We start from the raw sequence: 16,389 nt of genomic DNA, 5'->3' as shown, positions 1-16,389 counted from the left end.
GCCGCCCGGATCGCCCACTCGGCACGGTTCCGACCAGTCGTTTCCGGCCTAGGCTTCCAGGCGGCGGCGGTGCGGTCGCCCAAGCGCGCCACCGTCGCGTCGTCACCGGGAGCTGCCCGGGGACCGCCGCTTTCTCGGATGGGGGCTGCCGGATGACTGACGGACCCGAGCACACCACGACGTACGTGCACACTGTGTTGGACCTCTTCGCCGGGTTCGGCGATCGGGAGGCGCTGGTTGGCGCCGATCGGCGACTCACCTACACCGAAGCCGCCGCGCGGGTCCGGGCGATGGCCGCGACGTTGACCCGGCACGGCGTACGGCCCGGGTCGGCGGTGCTGGTGACCGTCGCGAACGCGGTGGAGGGTCCGCTGCTCCAACTCGCCCTGCACCTGCTCGGCTGCCGGACGATGTGGGTCGCCCCGGTGACCGCGCGCCGGGAGGTCGACGAGTTCATCCGGTTGGCCCGCCCCGACGCCCTGATCTACGACGCCCGGGACCGGGCCAGCCTGGGTCCGGAACTGGCAGCCGCGCTGCCCGGCACACCGGTGTGCTGCCTGGGCGCGGGCGGCGCCGGACCCGACCTCACCGCCGACGCCGACGCCGACGGGACGGAGCTGCCGGCGTCGGTGCCGGCACCCGAGTCGTTCCTGCAGACCAGCGGCACCACCGGAAGTCCCAAGCTGGTGCACCACCGGGAAAGCTTCTACGCCCAGATCCTCACCCTGGCCGCCGACTTCCGCGCCGCCGGGTTCCCGCTGCTGCGGCACCTGTCGCACTCGCCGATGTGGCTGGCCAGCGGCCAGATCACCACCCTGTTCAACCTGTTCACCGGCGGGGTGCTGTTCCTGCGTGACGACTGGGACCCGGTGGCCTTCGTGGACACCGTGCAGCGCGAGCGGATCAACTCGACGTTCGTCACCCCGCCGATGCTCTACGAGGTGCTGGACCACCCGGCGCTGGTCGGCGCGGACTTCTCCGCCATGTTCATGTTCAACGTGGGCGCCGGGCCCGCCGCGCCCGCCCGGCTGCGCCAGGCCATCGCGCGCTTCGGCCCGGTGCTGCGCATCGTGTACGGCCTCAGCGAGGCGGTCGTGATCACCGCGCTGCCCGGGCTGACCGACGATCCGGACCACCCGGAGCGGCTGCGCTCCTGCGGGCGACCCTACGGCGACGTGCGCATCGAGATCCGCGACGACGACGGGGTGGTGCTGCCGACGGGCCGCGACGGCGAGGTGTGGGTGCGGACCCGACTGAGCTTCGCCGGCTACCACGGCCAGCCGGAGCTGACCGCGCAGACGCTCGTCGACGGGTGGGTGCGGACCCGCGACATCGGCCACCTCGACGACGACGGCTACCTCTACCTGGTCGACCGGGCGCACGACATGATCGTCACGCATCGGCGGAACTGGGCCATCTTCTGCCGTCCCATCGAGGACGTGCTGGTCGGGCACCCGCAGGTACGCGCCGCCGCCGTGATCGGCGTACCGGACGAGACGGTCGGCGAGGTGCCGTACGCGTACGTGGTGCTCGGGCCGGACGCGACGGTCACCGGGGCGGAGCTGATCGACCTGGTGACCACCGAACTCAACAAGATGTGGGCGCCGGCCGCTGTGGAGTTCGTCGACCGGTTGCCGGTGAACCGGTCGATGAAGGTGGACAAGCGGGCGTTGCGCGCCCGGCACGCGGCCCGTCGGGCGGCGGCGGTCGGGGCGTGACCCCCCGCCGGCAACTGGTCGTCCTGGTCAGCGCCGACCTGATCTCCAACCTGGGCACCCGCATCTCGGTCGTGACCATCCCGTGGCTGGTGCTGGTCACCACCGGCAGCCCCACCAAGATGGGCCTCGTCGCGTTCGCCGAGACCCTGCCGTACCTGCTGTCCAGCGCCTTGGGCACGCCCTGGGCGGACCGGATCGGCCTGCGTCGTACCTCGATCCTCTGCGACGCGGGCAGCGCGGTGGCGATGGTCGTCGTCGCGCTGACCCCGTTGTTGGGCTTCGCCCCGCTGGTGGCGCTCGTCGCGGTGGCCGGCGCGCTGCGGGGCATCGGGGACCGGGTGAAACACGTGATGTTCCGGCCGGTCGCGGAGGCCGCCGGGGTGCCGCTGATCCGGTTGACCTCCGCCTACGACGGGCTCAGTCGGGTGGTGACCCTGTTCGGCGCGGCGGTGGGTGGTTTGCTGATCGCCGCGTTCGGGGTGACCGAGGCGATCCTCATCGACGCGGCCAGCTTCGGCGTGTGCGCGCTGCTCATCGGCGTCCTGGTCCGCCCGCCGGCCGCGCCGACGCAACCCGCCCAGCCGGAGAGCTATCTGCGCGCCCTGCGGGGCGGTTTCCGCTACCTGGGTCGGGATCGGCCCCTGCTGGGCATGCTCGCCGTCATCTCGGCGCTGAACATGGTGGCCAACGCCAGCGTGGCCGTCTACATCCCCGTCTGGGTCGCCCGGGAACTGCCCGGCCCGAGCGGCCTCGGTCTGGTGCTGGCGGCGTTCTCGGCGGGCGCGCTGCTGGGCAACCTGGTGTTCACCGCGCTCGGGCCCCGGCTGCCGCGGCGGCTGACGTTCCTGATCGGCGCGCTGGTCGCCGGCACACCACGGCTGGTGGCGCTGGCGATCAGCGACGAACTGCCGGTCGTGCTGGTGGTGACGTTCCTGTCCGGAATCGGCATCGCGGCGGTCAACCCGCTGCTCGGGGTGGCCCTCTACGAACGGGTGCCGCCGGAGTTGCAGACCCGGGTGATCGGCATCGCCGGCTCGTTGGCGTTCGTCGGGTTGCCGGTCGGCGCGCTGCTCGGCGGCTGGTCGGTGGACGCTCTGGGGCTCACCCCGGCCCTGCTGACCATGGCGGCGGCGTGCCTGGTGATCACCGCGTACCCGCTGGTGAACAGGGCGTCCGGCCCGGAAGCTTCGGCGCGGCCCGCACCCGTCGCCACCCGGTAAACCCGTTGCGGGGGGGTGGCCGGCTGCCGCAGGCTCGGGCTGATGAACACGCAACCGCCGCCCGGCGTCCCGGTGACCGACGCCCCCGTGGCCGACCGGATCGACGTGGCACTGGTCCGCCGACTGGTGGCCGAGCAGTTCCCCCGGTGGGCGTCGCTTCCGGTCCGCCCTGTCGCTGTCGACGGCTGGGACAACCGCACCTTCCACCTGGGCGGGGAGATGACAGTGCGGCTGCCCAGCGGCGCGGGATACGCCCTCCAGGTCGACAAGGAACAGCGGTGGCTGCCGGTGCTCGGGCCACAGCTACCGGTGCAGATCCCCGTTCCGCTGGCTCAGGGTCGGCCCGGCGCCGGATACCCGTATTCGTGGTCGGTCTACCGGTGGATCGACGGGCAGACCGCCGGAGCTGAGCGGATCGACGACCTGACCCGGTTCGCCACCGACCTCGCCGGCTTCCTGCGCGCCCTGCGTCGCATCGACGCCACCGACGGCCCGCAGGCCGGCCCACACAGCGCCTGGCGGGGTGGCCCGCTGTCCACGTACGACACCGAGACCCGGGCGGCGATCGAGGCGCACCGCGACCGGTTGCCCGCCGACGTCGTCAGCGGCATCTGGCAGGCCGCCCTCGACGCGACCTGGCCCGGCCCGCCGGTCTGGTTCCACGGCGACGTCGCGGAGGGCAACCTGCTGGTCCGCGACGGCCGGCTCGCCGCGGTCATCGACTTCGGCTGCTCCGGTGTGGGCGACCCGGCCTGCGACACCGTGATCGCCTGGACCCTGCTGCACGGCCCCAGCCGGGCCGCCTTTTGCGCGGCGCTCGGTCTGGACGACGACACCTGGGCGCGCGGGCGGGGCTGGGCGCTGTGGAAGGCGCTGATCACCCTGAACGATCACGACCCGGCCAAGGCCGGGTGGGCCGGGCACGTGCTCGGCGAACTCCTCGCCGAACACACAGTGGCCCGCTGAAGCCGTACGGTGTGGACATGGCCAGTTGGGACGACGTCCGTCGGATCGCGCTCGCGCTGCCCGAGAGCACCGAGCGGGCCTCGTACGATGGGCTGCCGGCCTGGCGGGTGCGCGACAAACCGTTCGTCTGGGAGCGACCGCTGCGGCGGCCCGATCTCGACGCGCTCGGAGCCGCCGCACCCGACGGCCCGCTGCTCGGCGTCCGAGTGGCCGACCTCGGCGTCAAGGAGGCCCTGCTCGCCGACGACCCGTCGATCTACCTGACCACCCCGCACTTCGACGGCTACCCGGCGGTGCTGGTCAGACTCGACCGGATCAGCCCGTCCGAGCTGGTCGAGGTCATCACCGACGCGTGGTACGCGCGAGCCCCGAAGCGGCTGGCCGCCGCCCACCGCGAGTCGACCAGGCCCGGGTGAGCTGCCGATCCTCCCTCGGGTGCGGGCTGGTCCGCACCGGATCGGGGTCAGGCTGGCCGGGCCGCCCGACGGTCGGTTAGCGTGCCGGCATGCCATCGACGCTCACCGAATCGACGGACCCGTACTGCCTGCGCCCCGGGGAGGCCGCCGAACTGTTGCACGGGCACCCGTGGCGGCGGTTCGTGGCGCTCGGCGACAGTGTCGTGGAGGGCATGTGTGAGCCGACACCGGGCTATCCGGACGTGCAGTGGGTCGACCGGGTCGCCGCCGAGCTGACCGCCGTGCGCCCCGAGTTGGCGTACCGGAACCTGGGTCGACGTGGGCTGCGCGCGCACCAGGTGCGGGCCACCCAGCTCGCCGCGGCACTGGCCTTCGCACCGGACCTGGCCCTGGTCGTCTGCGGGGGCAACGACGCCTTCCACCCGGCGTACGACGCGGCGGCGGTGGACGCCGAACTGACCGCGATGATCACCGCGTTGCGTGACGTGGGCGCCGACGTGATCACGGTGGGCATGTTCGACGTCTCGCACAGCCCGGCGGTGCCCGCGCACCTCCGGGCCGGCCTGGGGGAACGGATGCGCCGCCTGTCCGCCCACACGGCCGTCCTGGCCGAGCGCCTCGGCACGGTCCACGTGCACCTGACCGACCATCCCCTGACCGCCGACCCCACCCTCTACAGCACCGACGGCCGCCACGGCAGCGCCCGCAGCGACGCGATAGCAACAGCCCAGACCCTCCGCACCCTCTCCCCCCACCGCACCCCACCCCCAGCGCGCTGATCATGAAGTTATTGCCACGACACACCGCCCCGGAGGGCAACAACTTCATGATCAACGGGAGCAAGGGAGGGCCGGGTCAGGTTTTCAGGAGGACTCCGGTGAGGAGGACGCCGTGGGCGAGGTTGAGGACTCCGTCGCAGCCGGGGTAACCGACCCGCGCCAGGCCACCGGAGGCGTGCCGGCCGAACAGGTACGGGGCCAGGGAGTACGGGACGTCGGCGGTGACCGTCTCACCGGTCTCGATCTGGACGAAGTCCATCGACACACGGTCGGTCGGCAGGTACTCCTGCAGGATCGCGCCGCCCTGGTCGACGGCGGCCCGCACACCGTCGGCCCAGTCCGTCGCGCTCAGCTCCGGGCCGAGCAGCACCCCGTGCCCGGCCGAACCGTCGGCCGGCTTCGCCACCAGCGTGGCCTGCTCGGCGATGGCCCGGTCGAGCACCGCGGCGGTCAACGGCACCGTGTACGGCACGTGCCGGCGGATCAGCGCCTGGTCGTCGGCGGGCAGCCCGTCCACGTCCTCCCACAACCAAGCGAAGGTGACCTTGTTGCCGAGCAGCCAGGCCGCCGCCGACACGAACATCGGTAGCGTGCCGGCGGCGAGGGCACGGGCCACCGCGTCCAGGCCGGCGGTCGGGGTGACCCGGTTGGGCACGAAGAGGCGGAACAGCGCGTCGACCGGCGCGCCGTCGACGACCAGGCGGCTCTCGGCGTCGACAGTGGCGGTGGCGACCGGGGCGATGACCAGGTCGATGCCGAAGTCCTGGGCCCGTACGGCGAGCGGGTCGAGGATCCGGATGAACGTCTGCGGGTCGTCCAGGCCGGGATAGTCGGCGTCGAAGTCCATCAGCAGCGCCACCCGGGCGCCCTCGGGCAGCCGCAGCTCGTCGCGGATCGCCACGAACCGCTGGTCCAGCAGGGACGGGGCGGCCCGCACCGGCAGTTCGTCGAGGATGCCCTGGTCCTGGTAGAGGCGCGCGTACCGCTGGATGACGGTGTCGGCGTCGAACCCGCCACCGAGGCTGCTGTCGATGTTGTACTCGACGAACTTCGGCACCCCCTCGGAGAAGATCACATCCGGTCGGTACGCGGCCAGCAGCGCCTCGGTCAGCGGCTCGGCCTCGTCCAGCAACCGGGTCTCCCCCGCCGGTACGCCGAGCAGCCGCCGGAGCTCCCCGGCGGTACCGGCGCGACGACGGCAGGCGTCGAGGATGAGCTGCGCCAACCGGTCGCAGACCTCGTTGAGCTCCCGCCAGGCGTCCGCGGTGAGTACCGGGGGCCGGGCCAGCCGCCACTGCTTGTTGTAGGTGGCCCGGCCGTGGAAGACCTGCTCCCAGGCCGCCGCCCCACTGGCCACCATGGCCCGGCGGGCCGGCTCCGGCAGCTCGGCCCAGGCCCGGCCGACCGCCGGCCACTGATAGTTCGGGTCGATCATGATGAGTCCTTCACGGTCAGGTGGATGGCGGTGACGAGGTGGTCCCGGCCGGGTTGCACGGCCCGGTCCAGCGCCGGGGCGAACGGCAGCACCGCCCCGTCCGGTCGGGTGGCCCGGCGCGGCGGGGCGAGCAGCCGGACCCGCTCCACCACCGAGGCGATGATCTCGGCGGCCATTCCGCAGGACCGGTTGCCGTCGTCGAACACGACAAGGCGTCCGGTGCGGGTGACCGACTCGATGAGACCGTCGATGTCGAACGGGTACAGGGTGCGCGGGTCGAACACCTCCACCGAGACCTGGTCGGCCAACTCCTCGGCGACCGCGAGCGCGTCGTGCACCAGGTGCCCGATCGCGACCACTGTGACGTCGTCGCCGAAGCGGTGGATCCGGCCCCGGCCCAACGGCACCGGCGTCAGGTCGTCGACGTCGTCGCGCACGTCCATCGCGGCGGCCGGCGCGAACACCACCACCGGGTCGTCGTGGCGGATCGCGGTGACCAGCAGCCCGTACGCGTCGGCCGGGGTGGCCGGCACGACGGTGACCACGCCGACGTGCGCGAAGAGGCTGTACGGGTGGTCGGAGTGCTGCCCGGCCCACCCGGTGCGCGAGCCGGAGCCGGGCACGAGGTAGGTGACGGGGACACTGCACTGCCCACCGGTCATCAGCGGGAACTTGTGCGCGTGGTTGACGATCTGCTCGAAGACGAGGAACAGCAGCGACGGGATCTGGAACTCGATCACCGGCCGCAGCCCGGCCAGCGCCGCCCCGGTGGCGAAGCTGGTGAACGCCTGCTCGGACAGCGGGGTGTCGCGGACCCGGTCGGCCCCGAACCGCTTGGCCAGGCCGGTGGTCACCATCGACGCCCCGACCTGGACGTCCTCGCCGAGCAGGAACACCGCCTCGTCGCGGGCCAACTCGTCCGCGAGGGCTCGGGTCAGGGCCCGGCGGTACGACAGTCGCGGCACCTCAGCCACCTCCGGTGCGGGCGGTCATGCCGCTGGCGTACAGGTACGCGAGGGCGTCGGCCGGGTCGGGTTCCGGGCTGGCCAGGGCGAACCGCACTGCCGCGTCGAGGCTCGCCTCGACCTCGGCGTCCACGGCGGCGCGGTCGCTGTCGCTGAGGCGTTCACCCTGGATGCGGACCGGGTCGCGGGCCCGGCCCCGGGCCACCTCGTCGGGCGGCCGGTAGTCGAGGCGTACCGCGTGTTCGAAGGTGTGGTGGGCGTCGAACCGGTAGGTCCGGGCCTCGATCAGCTCGGGGCCGCCGCCGGCGCGCATCCGGTCGACGGCGGCGACCGCGGCGGCGCGGACCGTCTCGGGGTCCTGGCCGTCGACCTCGACGGCCGGGATGTCGAACGCGGCGGCCCGGCCGGCGATGCTGCCGGCCACCGCGCCGGCGACCGGCATGGTGGTGGCGTAGCCGTTGTTCTCGCAGACGAACAGCACCGGCACCCGCCAGAGCGCGGCCAGGTTGAACGCCTCCAACAGCATCCCCTCGTTGACAGCGCCGTCGCCGAAGAAGCTCACCCCGACGGTGTCGCGGCCCTGCCGTCGCCGGGCCCAGACCGCACCGGTGATGATCGCCCCGGAGGCACCGACGATCGCGTTGGCGCCGAGCACGCCGATGCTCAGGTCGGCGGCGTGCATCGAACCGCCCCGGCCGGCGTTGAGGCCGGTGACCCGGCCGCACAGCTCGGCGAGCATCCGGGCCGGGTCGGCGCCGCGCGCCAGCACGTGCCCGTGCCCCCGGTGGGTGCCGGCGAGCACGTCGTCGACGCCCAGCGCGGCGCAGACGCCGGCGGCGATCCCCTCCTGACCGAGGTACGGGTGGATGCCGCCGACGATCTGCCCACCGTGGACCAGCTCCACCGCACGCTCCTCGAACCGGCGGATCAGCCGGACCGTGCGGTAGAGCCGGATCCTGTCGGCGTCGGTCACGCCGGCCCCTTGATGGCGGCGAGGATGTCGTCCCAGAGCCGGGCCCGGGCGGCCAGCGCGGTGTTGACCGTGTCGGCGCACTCCTGCCATTTGCTGTCGTCGTCGCCGCACAGGTCGGCGAGCATCTGCATGGCCATCGGGGTGTGCTGCTCACCGTCGACCTCGATGTGCCGTTCCAGGTAGTCGACGAACGTGTGCAGGCGGTTGCTGACCTCGTTGACGGAGACGACCTGGGTGAACATGTCGGGGATCAGATCCTCGCGGCCGAACGCGAAGGCCGCCGCCTGACAGTGCACCGGGGTCGACTCGATGATCTGCCAGGTGGTCGCGGCGAACCTCGCCGACGCGGCGGGCACCCCCGCCTCGGCGAGGGCCTCGGTGACCGGACGGCCGGCGCGCAGCAGCTCGATGAGGGCGTTCACCGCCGTGGTGTCCGCGCCGGCCTCGGCCATGCCGCGCACGTACAGCTCGAAGTGGCTGATGTAGCCGCCGCCCAGCTCGTCGCTCTCCTCGACCATGACGATGTCGTTGATGAGGCGACGACTGCCGGTCGGGCCGGTCGGGATCCACGGCACGCTGACGCAGGTCAGCTGCCGCTGCAACGACTTCAGCAGGGACATGAAGTCCCAGACCGCGAAGACGTGGTGTTCCATGAAGGTGACGAGCGCCTCGTGGGTGTCGAGGTTGGCGTAGAGCGGGTGCTTGACCACGGCGTCGCGTCGGTCGGTCACCGCCCGCTCCAACCGCTCGATGCCCGGGTGCGTCCTACCCCAGTCGTACCGTGACATGTCAGCCTCCCTGCTGGGCGCGGTGGCGCCAGATGACCGGGCAGTAATCGGGGTCCGTGTAGTCCGGCCGCCCGTCGTGGGTGCGGCGGACCAGCACGTCGTGGTTGTACGCGGCGAGCGTGCCGTCGGAGAGCGGGTACTCCCGCCAGGCGTTGTCGCCGTCCTGCAGGTGCAGCGAGATCGTCTGCCGGGGGCGACCACTGACGTTGGGGCCGCTGCCGTGATAGGTGCGGCAGTGGTGGAAACTGACGTGTCCCTTCGGGATCACCATCGGGATCTTGCGGATCTCCGCGCCGTTGTACGCGGCGTTCTCGGCCAGCATCTCCTCCAGCTGGCTGCGATCACGGTCGGCGAAGTGCCGCACCACCGTGTCGTCCGCGCCGATCTCCTTCCACCGGTGCGAGCCGTCGACCATGGTGATGGTGCCCATCTCCTCCCCGCAGTCGTGGAAGGGGATGAACGCGGTGAGCATCTTCTCCGACGACGAGGACGCCCAGTAGTGCTTGTCGAAGTGCCAGGGCACGATGTTGCTGGGCTCCCCGTCGATCGGCGGCTTGTAGATCAGGGTGGACTGGAAGACGCGGATCTCGTCGGCCTGGGCGAGCCGGGCTGCGACCGCGCCGATCAACGGCTTGCGCAGGATCGCGCCGAGCCCGTCGTGCTCGTGGTGGACGTAGTCGTTGTGCCGCTGCACCGGGCCCTTGGACGGGTCCCAGTAGGCGAGCTTCGGTGGGCGTACCGGCAGCCGGCGGTCCCGCTCACCGTCGTAGTAGCGCGCCGCGGCGGCGGCGAGGGCGTCCACCTCGTCATCGGTGAAGACCTTCTTCGACAGGTACCAGCCGTGCTCGGCGTAGTGCCGCACGTCGTCGTCGGACGGCAGCAGCGCCCGCTCCTCGGCGCTCAGCGCGCTCACGCCCCCACCCCCTGTGGTGTGGCCGCCACGGTGGCCAGTTCCCGCTCCTTGGCCTCGTAGAGCGCCTTGATGTTGCCGCTGCCGAAGCCCCGCGCGCCGCGCCGCTCGATCAGCTCCAAAAAGAGCGTGCGGCGCACGTGCATCGACTCGGCGAAGATCTGCAACAGCTGACCGTCGTGGTCGGAGTCGACGAGCACACCCAGCTCGCGCAGTCGGTCCAGCGGGGCGTCCACCCGGCCGACCCGCGCCTCCAGGGCGTCGTAGTAGCTGGCCGGGGTGCCGGCGAAGCGCACCCCGCGCCGGCCCAGCGCCTCCACGGCGGCGACGATGTCCTCGGTGCGCAGTCCCAGGTGCTGCACTCCCCCACCGGCGTGCTGGTCGAGGAACGCGTCGATCTGCCCCGGCCGCCGGGTGCGGTCCGGTTCGAGCAGGACCACCGTGACCCGCCCGGACCGGCTCTGCACCACCTTGGAGTTCATCCCCTGCCCGTCGACCTCGATGTGCTCCTCGAAGATCTGCGCGAAGTCGAACAGTGCCTCGAAGTGCCGGACCGTCTCGTCGAGCTGACCGGGCGGCACACAGACCGCCAGGTGGTCGATCTCGGCGAGCACCGGCGGGTGGTTGTCGGTCGCCGAGGCCGCCGGGGTGATGGCGCCGGGCAGGAACTCGGCCCGGTCGCCCCGGCGCTGCACCAGCCGGTGCCGCACGTCGGCGAAGCCGTCCACCTCGGCGATCACCACCTCGGCGTCCGCGCCGGTGCGGGTGGTCGGCGGCGTCACGCCGGTCGCGCCCCGACCCACCAGCTCGGCGTACGCGGCCGACACGTCGTCGACCTCGACCGCGACGACAGCGATGCCGTCACCGTGGCGCTGCACGTACCGGGCGGCCGGATGCTCGGCGCTCAACCCGGAGGTGAGCAGCAGCCGGATGTCGCCGTGGCAGAGCAGCAGGGAGCGCTGCCCTTCCAGCCCGGTCTCCGGGCCACCCTGGCCGCAGATCTCGAAGCCGACGGCGGTGCTGAAGTAGAAGGCCGCCTGCCGGGCGTCCCCCACGTAGAGTTCGATGTGGTCGATACCACTGATGTCCATGTCCCCTGAAACCCCTCCCACACAGTTCCCCCCGCGTTGCCGTCCGGGCGCGCGCGCCCGGGATGCCGCCTCGATCACCCCCTCGGCTCGGCGACGCGCGCCAGCACCAGGCTCACGTTCTGGCCGCCGAACCCGAACGAGTTGGTGACCGCGTACTCCGGGTCGGCCTTGCGGGGCGCGCCACGGATGTGGTCCGCCGGGCAGGCCGGGTCCGGGTCGTCGAGGTGGTACGTCGGCGGCAGCAGCCCCCGACCGAGCGCCAGGGCGGTGGCCGCCGCCTCCAGCGCCCCCGAAGCACCGAGCAGGTGACCGGTGAGCGCCTTGGTGGAGCTGACCGGCACGCCCCCGACGCCGAAGACGTCGGCCAGGGCGGTGGTCTCCGCGATGTCACCGAGCTTGGTGCCGGTGCCGTGCGTGTTGACGTAACCGACCACCGCCGCCGGCACACCGGCGCTGCGCAGGGCCCGGCGGATGCACGCCGCCGCGCCGGCACCATCCGGGCGGGGGGCGGTCGGGTGGTACGCGTCCGTCGTCGCGCCGTGCCCGGCCACCTCGGCGTACCCGGTGACGCCGCGCGCCGCGGCGTGCTCGGCGCGCTCCAGCACCAGCAGCGCGGCGCCCTCGGACAGGACGAAGCCGCTGCGGAAGGTGTCGAACGGGCGGCTCGCCCGGCCCGGGTCGGTGCCGGCGCGCGCCAACGCCCGCGCGTTGCCGAAGGTGTCGGCGAAGGTCGGGAACAGCGGTGCCTCGCTGGCCCCGCACAGCACCACGTCGGCTTCCCCGGTCGCGATGAGCCGGACCCCGTCGGCGATCGCCTGGGCGCCGGAGGCACAGGCGGTGCCGACCGACGAGCTGTAACCCCGGATGCCGTGGGCGATGGCGATCCGCGCCGCCGGCATGTTCGGCAGGATCCCGGTGAGCAGGTACGGACTGACCGCCGCCCGACCCCGGGCGGCGCGGGCCAGCACCTGCGACTCCAGGGTGGCCATCCCGCCGACCCCGCCGACGATCACACCGATCCGGTCGGGATCGACGTCGCGGCCCACCTCGATGCCGGCGTCGGCGAGGGCGTCGGCGGCGGCGAGCAGGGCGAGCACGACGACCCGGTCCAGGACCCGGGCGTCCGGCCCGGACGCGACGGTACGCGGGTCGATGTCGGGCAGCAGGCCGGCGACGTCCAGCGATTCCCGCGCCGGGTGCCCCTCGGCCGGACGGGTCAGCCCGGACCGGCCGGTGGTCAGGGCGTCGAAGGTCTCCTCGACCCCCCGCCCGACCGGGGTGAACAGCCCCATCCCCGTGATCAGCGCGGTCACGGACGCGCCTCGGTGAGGTAGCGCTCCCGCAGGACCACCTTGCGGACCTTGCCGGTCACGGTAACCGGGATGTCGGCGGACCGCACCGGCACGACCCGGCGCAGCATGGCGCCGACGTCAGCACCGAGGGCGGCGCGGACCCGCTCGGTGCGGTCCTCCGCCTCGTCCGCGCCGGCGGCCAACTCCAGCAGCACGTCGGTGACCACCACCCCGGCCTCGGCGACGATCACCACGGTGCAGTCGGTGACGTCCGGGCAGGCGGCGAGGATCCGCTCCTCGGACAGCGCCGTGTAGAAGCGCCGCCCGTCACCGGCGTCGACCGAGTCCACCGCCCGGTCCAGGTGGTAGTAGCGGCCGTCGGCGTCGGCGCGGACCAGGTCCCCGGTGAGGTACCAGCCGCGCTGGCGGAAGCGGTAGGTGGTGACCGAGTCGTTCCAGTAGCCCCGGAACAGCGACGGCGAGTCGATGCCCAGGAACCCCACCTCGCCGACCGGCACCGGCTCGCCGTCGGCGTCGAGCACCGCGACGGTGGCGAACTGGTACGGGCGGCCGATGCACCGGCCGTACCGGTCGGTGTCGGCGCGGTGGGTGATGTGGAACATCGAGTGCCCCATCTCGCTGGAACCCAGCCCGTCGATGAAGACCGACCCGGGCACCGTCGCCACCCCGTCACGGGTGACGGTGTCGTGCCAACCGACCGCCACGAGGCGGCGGATGTGCGGCTCGTGCGAGGCGTCGCCGGTGTTGAACCACAGTCGCACCGAGTCCAGGTCGTACCCGGACAGGTCGAAGCGGGCCAGTTCCGCCCAGGTGACCGAGAAGCCGAACACCCCGTCGGGGCGCCAGCGTTGGATCGCGTCCAGCACCTGCTCGCCGCCCTGCTCGGACAGCAGGAACATCTGGGCGCGGTTGCCCAGCGCCTGGTTGACCATCAGCACGGTGGCGGTGTGCGGTGCGGGCAACGCGTTGAGGATCCGGGTGGTGCCCTGCGCCTGCGGCATGGTGAGCAGGTGCCGGGTGGCCGCGAAGAGGCTGGCGTGTGAGTGCAGCACCGCCTTGGGCACCCCGGTCGTCCCCGAGGTGTGGGTGATGACGATCGGGTCGTCCGGGTGGTGCCGGTAGTGCGCCGGGGCGGCTGCCGGGTCGCCCGTGCCGGCCTGCGCGGGGGTGCCGAGCAGCGGCACGTCCAGGTCCTGCCCGGCCAGCATCGCGGTGTGCGCGTCGTCGGCCAGCACCCCGACGCCCCGCAGGCGGCGGATGTACTCGGCGGCGATCTCCGGGCGGAGTTTGCCGTTCATCAGCGCCGGGATCGCGCCGAGGCGGGCCAGCGCCAGGAAGCTGAGCACCATGTCGGCGGCGGCGGTGGCCCAGACGGCGACCGGGTCGCGCGGGCGTATCCCGTGTTCGTGCAGCCAGGCGGCGCGGGCGGCGACCCGTTCGTCGAGCCGCCCCAGCGTCAGCGGCGTCTCGGCGGGGTACCCGTCGACGGCGGTGTCGAAGGTCAGGCCGGGCCCGTCCGGGTCGGCGCCGTGCGCCAGCACCCGGGCCAGGACGTTGCCCGCCCCCAGTTCGGTGTCGGCGGCCAGTGCGCCGCGCAGTCCGCGTTTCCTCATGGTCGTGCTCCTCCCCCCAGCAGCACCGCGACCGCCTCGGTCGGCCCGTCGGGTGCCTGTTCGATCAGGATCAGCAACACCTCGTCGGCGTCACCGTCGTCGCGTAGCAGGTCGGCCTCGGCGACACCGTCGGTGTACGGGTCGCCGGTCGGGCTGAGACAGACCACCGGACCGCGCAGGCCCCACCGGGCGGCGATGTGCCCGGCGACGCTGTTGGGCACGGACTGGAAGAAGAACAGCGGGCCGACCCGCCCGCCGGCCTCGACGGTCGCCCGTACGTGTCGGGCGCTGGCCAGGTCGCCGCTGGCGCTGACCAGCACGATGCCCGTCCGCACCCCGGCGGGCACCCCCGCCGTCCCGTACCCCCGCCGGAGACAGCGTTCGGCGACGGCCACCACCACCGGCGCGAAGTCCGAGTGCACGAATCCCGGCACCCCCGCCACGCCGCCCTCGTCCCCGACCTCCGGCCACCAGGCCCTCGCCCGCTCCCCCGGCGATCGTGCGGTTCCGGTCGTCGTCGCGGCTGCGTGGTCGACATCGTCGGGACGGTGCGCGCAGGATCGTGGGGGGTTGGCGGCGGTCATCCGACGCCGACCAGGAGCGCGGTGTTGGCGCCACCGAAGGCGGCGTTGAGGGTGAGGGCGTGGGTGGCGCTCGTCCGTTGGGGACGGTGCGTCACCACGTTCAGCGGGCAGGAGTCGTCGGGGGCGAGCCAGCCGGCGTTGACCGGCAGCTCACCGTGGCGCAGCGCAAGCGCGGTGACCACCAGTTCGAGCAGTCCGGACGCCTCCAGCGCGTGCCCGTGCACCGACTTCGTGGAGCTGACCGGGACCTCGGTGGCGTGCCCGCCGAGGGCCCGGCGCAGTGCGGCAGCCTCGGCGGCGTCGCTCTGCGCGGTGCCGGTGGCGTTGGCGTTGACGTAACCGACGGCCCGCGGTGCCAGCCCGGCCCGACGCAGCGCGCCGTCGACCGCGCGGGCCAGCCCGGTGCCGCCGGGCTCCGGCTGGCAGGGGTGGAACGCGTCACCGGCCCGTCCCCACCCGGCCACGGTGGCCACCGGATCGGCGCCACCGCGTCGTCGGCCGCTGCTCGACTCCAGCACCACCGCGGCCACGCCGTCGCCGAGCAACAGCCCTCGCCGGCCGGCGCTGAACGGGCGGACCGCCCCGTCGACAGCGAGGGCCCGACCGGCGTCGAAGAGCGCGAACTGATCCGGCTCCACCAGGTAGCCGGCAGCGACGACCACCCGTTCGACGTCACCACGGGTGATCTGAGCGGCGGCGTCGGCCACCGCCGTGCTCGCCGACACGCAGGCGCTGGTGTAGACCCGGGTGTGCCCGGAGAGGCCACATCGGGCGGCGAGCTGACCGGCGAGCACGGCCGGGGCCGGTCCGGTGGCCGGTCCGCCGTGGACGGCGAGCAGCAGGGCGCACCCGGTGCGGCCCTCGCGGTCCAGGCCGGCCGCCCGGCAGGCCGCGTCGATCGCGGCGGCCAGCTCGTCGGGCAGCGTACCGACCTCGGGCAGGGTGGCCGCCACGGTGACCCGACGGGCTGCGGTGTCGAACCGGCGTACCGGGCCGAAGGCCGGCACACCGGCCAGCACGCCGGCAAGCTGCGCGTCGGCGCCCCGACCGAGGGCGCTGACGGCGTACACACCGGTGAGCTGGGCGACGCACGCCTCAACCATCTGTGGGGGCGGTCAGCGACGCCCGGAACACCGCCAGGGCGTCGTCGACGGTACGGATACCTGCCAGCTCGTCGTCGGCCAGGTCGAGCCGGCGGTCGTAGCGCTGCTCGACGAGGTGCACCAGCCAGGCGAGCTCCATCGAGCCGATCCGGTCGGGCACCTCGGCGGCTGGTTTCGCGGTGAGTTCGGCGAGCATGCTCAGCAGGTCAGCTCGCCCCAGATCGGGCTGACCGCTCATCAGACCGGGTCGCTCGTGGCCTCGGCGACACGCTTGGCGACCATTGTGGTGAACTCGCCGACCGTCATCAGGGCCAGCTGCTCGGACTCGTCGTCGGCGAACGTCACGCCGTAGCGGTCCTCGACCCGGACGGACAGGTCGGCCAGGGCGAGAGACTCCAGGTCGACGCCGGACGGGCCGAGCGTGGTGTCGTCGTCGAGCCCCTCGACGTCGTAGTTCATGTCGGCGAGCTGCTCGACGACGAAGGCGCGGACCTCGGCTCTCATGGATACCCTCT

The 16,389-nt window shown here is 73.0% G+C and carries 17 protein-coding genes; 5 read left to right on the top strand and 12 right to left on the bottom strand.

The window, feature by feature from the left end:
* Positions 1–152 precede the first annotated feature (152 nt).
* The 5 genes from QSK15_RS16425 (at position 153) to QSK15_RS16405 (ending at position 5,099) form a co-directional block, all read left to right on the top strand.
* Positions 153–1,718, top strand: a complete 1,566-nt coding sequence (locus QSK15_RS16425) for an AMP-binding protein (protein ID WP_285795035.1) — start codon at positions 153–155, stop codon at positions 1,716–1,718.
* Complete coding sequence (locus QSK15_RS16420) at positions 1,715–2,938, top strand: MFS transporter (RefSeq protein ID WP_285795034.1); 1,224 nt, start codon at positions 1,715–1,717, stop codon at positions 2,936–2,938. The genes QSK15_RS16425 and QSK15_RS16420 overlap by 4 nt, the downstream gene beginning before the upstream one ends.
* Before the next feature lie 42 nt (positions 2,939–2,980).
* On the top strand, positions 2,981–3,904 hold the full coding sequence (locus QSK15_RS16415) for an aminoglycoside phosphotransferase family protein (RefSeq protein ID WP_285795033.1): 924 nt from the start codon (positions 2,981–2,983) through the stop codon (positions 3,902–3,904).
* A gap of 17 nt (positions 3,905–3,921) precedes the next feature.
* Positions 3,922–4,320, top strand: a complete 399-nt coding sequence (locus tag QSK15_RS16410; protein WP_285795032.1) for an MmcQ/YjbR family DNA-binding protein — start codon at positions 3,922–3,924, stop codon at positions 4,318–4,320.
* 89 nt (positions 4,321–4,409) lie between these two features.
* A complete protein-coding gene (locus tag QSK15_RS16405) occupies positions 4,410–5,099 on the top strand; it encodes an SGNH/GDSL hydrolase family protein (RefSeq protein ID WP_285795031.1) in 690 nt (229 codons plus the stop codon).
* Between the two features lie 76 nt (positions 5,100–5,175).
* On the opposite strand, the gene QSK15_RS16400 is transcribed toward QSK15_RS16405, so the two are convergent.
* From QSK15_RS16400 to QSK15_RS16345, 12 genes are all read right to left on the bottom strand, one after another.
* Positions 5,176–6,534: a hypothetical protein gene (locus QSK15_RS16400; protein ID WP_285795030.1), complete on the bottom strand. Its 1,359-nt coding sequence runs from the start codon at positions 6,532–6,534 to the stop codon at positions 5,176–5,178.
* On the bottom strand, positions 6,531–7,499 hold the full coding sequence (locus tag QSK15_RS16395) for an alpha-ketoacid dehydrogenase subunit beta (protein ID WP_285795029.1): 969 nt from the start codon (positions 7,497–7,499) through the stop codon (positions 6,531–6,533). Before QSK15_RS16395 ends, QSK15_RS16400 begins: the two co-directional genes overlap by 4 nt.
* Before the next feature lies 1 nt (position 7,500).
* Positions 7,501–8,472: a thiamine pyrophosphate-dependent dehydrogenase E1 component subunit alpha gene (locus tag QSK15_RS16390; RefSeq protein ID WP_285795028.1), complete on the bottom strand. Its 972-nt coding sequence runs from the start codon at positions 8,470–8,472 to the stop codon at positions 7,501–7,503.
* A complete protein-coding gene (locus QSK15_RS16385; protein ID WP_285795027.1) occupies positions 8,469–9,260 on the bottom strand; it encodes a DUF3050 domain-containing protein in 792 nt (263 codons plus the stop codon). Before QSK15_RS16385 ends, QSK15_RS16390 begins: the two co-directional genes overlap by 4 nt.
* A gap of 1 nt (position 9,261) precedes the next feature.
* Positions 9,262–10,173: a phytanoyl-CoA dioxygenase family protein gene (locus QSK15_RS16380; RefSeq protein WP_285795026.1), complete on the bottom strand. Its 912-nt coding sequence runs from the start codon at positions 10,171–10,173 to the stop codon at positions 9,262–9,264.
* Positions 10,170–11,261: a 4-hydroxyphenylpyruvate dioxygenase gene (gene hppD, locus QSK15_RS16375; protein ID WP_285795025.1), complete on the bottom strand. Its 1,092-nt coding sequence runs from the start codon at positions 11,259–11,261 to the stop codon at positions 10,170–10,172. The genes QSK15_RS16380 and hppD overlap by 4 nt, the downstream gene beginning before the upstream one ends.
* A 74-nt stretch (positions 11,262–11,335) precedes the next feature.
* Positions 11,336–12,574, bottom strand: coding sequence for a beta-ketoacyl-[acyl-carrier-protein] synthase family protein (locus QSK15_RS16370; protein ID WP_285795024.1), 1,239 nt, complete (start codon positions 12,572–12,574; stop codon positions 11,336–11,338).
* The gene (locus QSK15_RS16365) at positions 12,571–14,187 is read right to left on the bottom strand and encodes a class I adenylate-forming enzyme family protein (RefSeq protein ID WP_285795023.1); all 1,617 of its coding nucleotides are present in this window, start codon (positions 14,185–14,187) and stop codon (positions 12,571–12,573) included. The genes QSK15_RS16370 and QSK15_RS16365 overlap by 4 nt, the downstream gene beginning before the upstream one ends.
* A complete protein-coding gene (locus QSK15_RS16360; RefSeq protein WP_285795022.1) occupies positions 14,184–14,630 on the bottom strand; it encodes a beta-ketoacyl synthase chain length factor in 447 nt (148 codons plus the stop codon). Before QSK15_RS16360 ends, QSK15_RS16365 begins: the two co-directional genes overlap by 4 nt.
* A 137-nt stretch (positions 14,631–14,767) precedes the next feature.
* Positions 14,768–15,874 carry a beta-ketoacyl synthase N-terminal-like domain-containing protein gene (locus tag QSK15_RS16355; RefSeq protein ID WP_285795021.1) on the bottom strand — a complete coding sequence of 369 codons (1,107 nt, stop codon included), beginning with the start codon at positions 15,872–15,874 and terminating at the stop codon, positions 14,768–14,770.
* A complete protein-coding gene (locus QSK15_RS16350) occupies positions 15,867–16,112 on the bottom strand; it encodes an acyl carrier protein (protein ID WP_285795020.1) in 246 nt (81 codons plus the stop codon). The genes QSK15_RS16355 and QSK15_RS16350 overlap by 8 nt, the downstream gene beginning before the upstream one ends.
* A complete protein-coding gene (locus QSK15_RS16345; protein WP_030332988.1) occupies positions 16,112–16,378 on the bottom strand; it encodes an acyl carrier protein in 267 nt (88 codons plus the stop codon). The genes QSK15_RS16350 and QSK15_RS16345 overlap by 1 nt, the downstream gene beginning before the upstream one ends.
* Positions 16,379–16,389: the final 11 nt, after the last annotated feature.

Origin of the sequence: Micromonospora sp. NBRC 107095 (genome assembly GCF_030269705.1) — a bacterium.
In the GTDB taxonomy this organism is placed as follows: Bacteria; Actinomycetota; Actinomycetes; order Mycobacteriales; family Micromonosporaceae; genus Micromonospora; species Micromonospora parva.
Note: the sequence above shows the minus strand (reverse complement) of the source record. Positions and strands in the feature narration are given on the sequence as shown.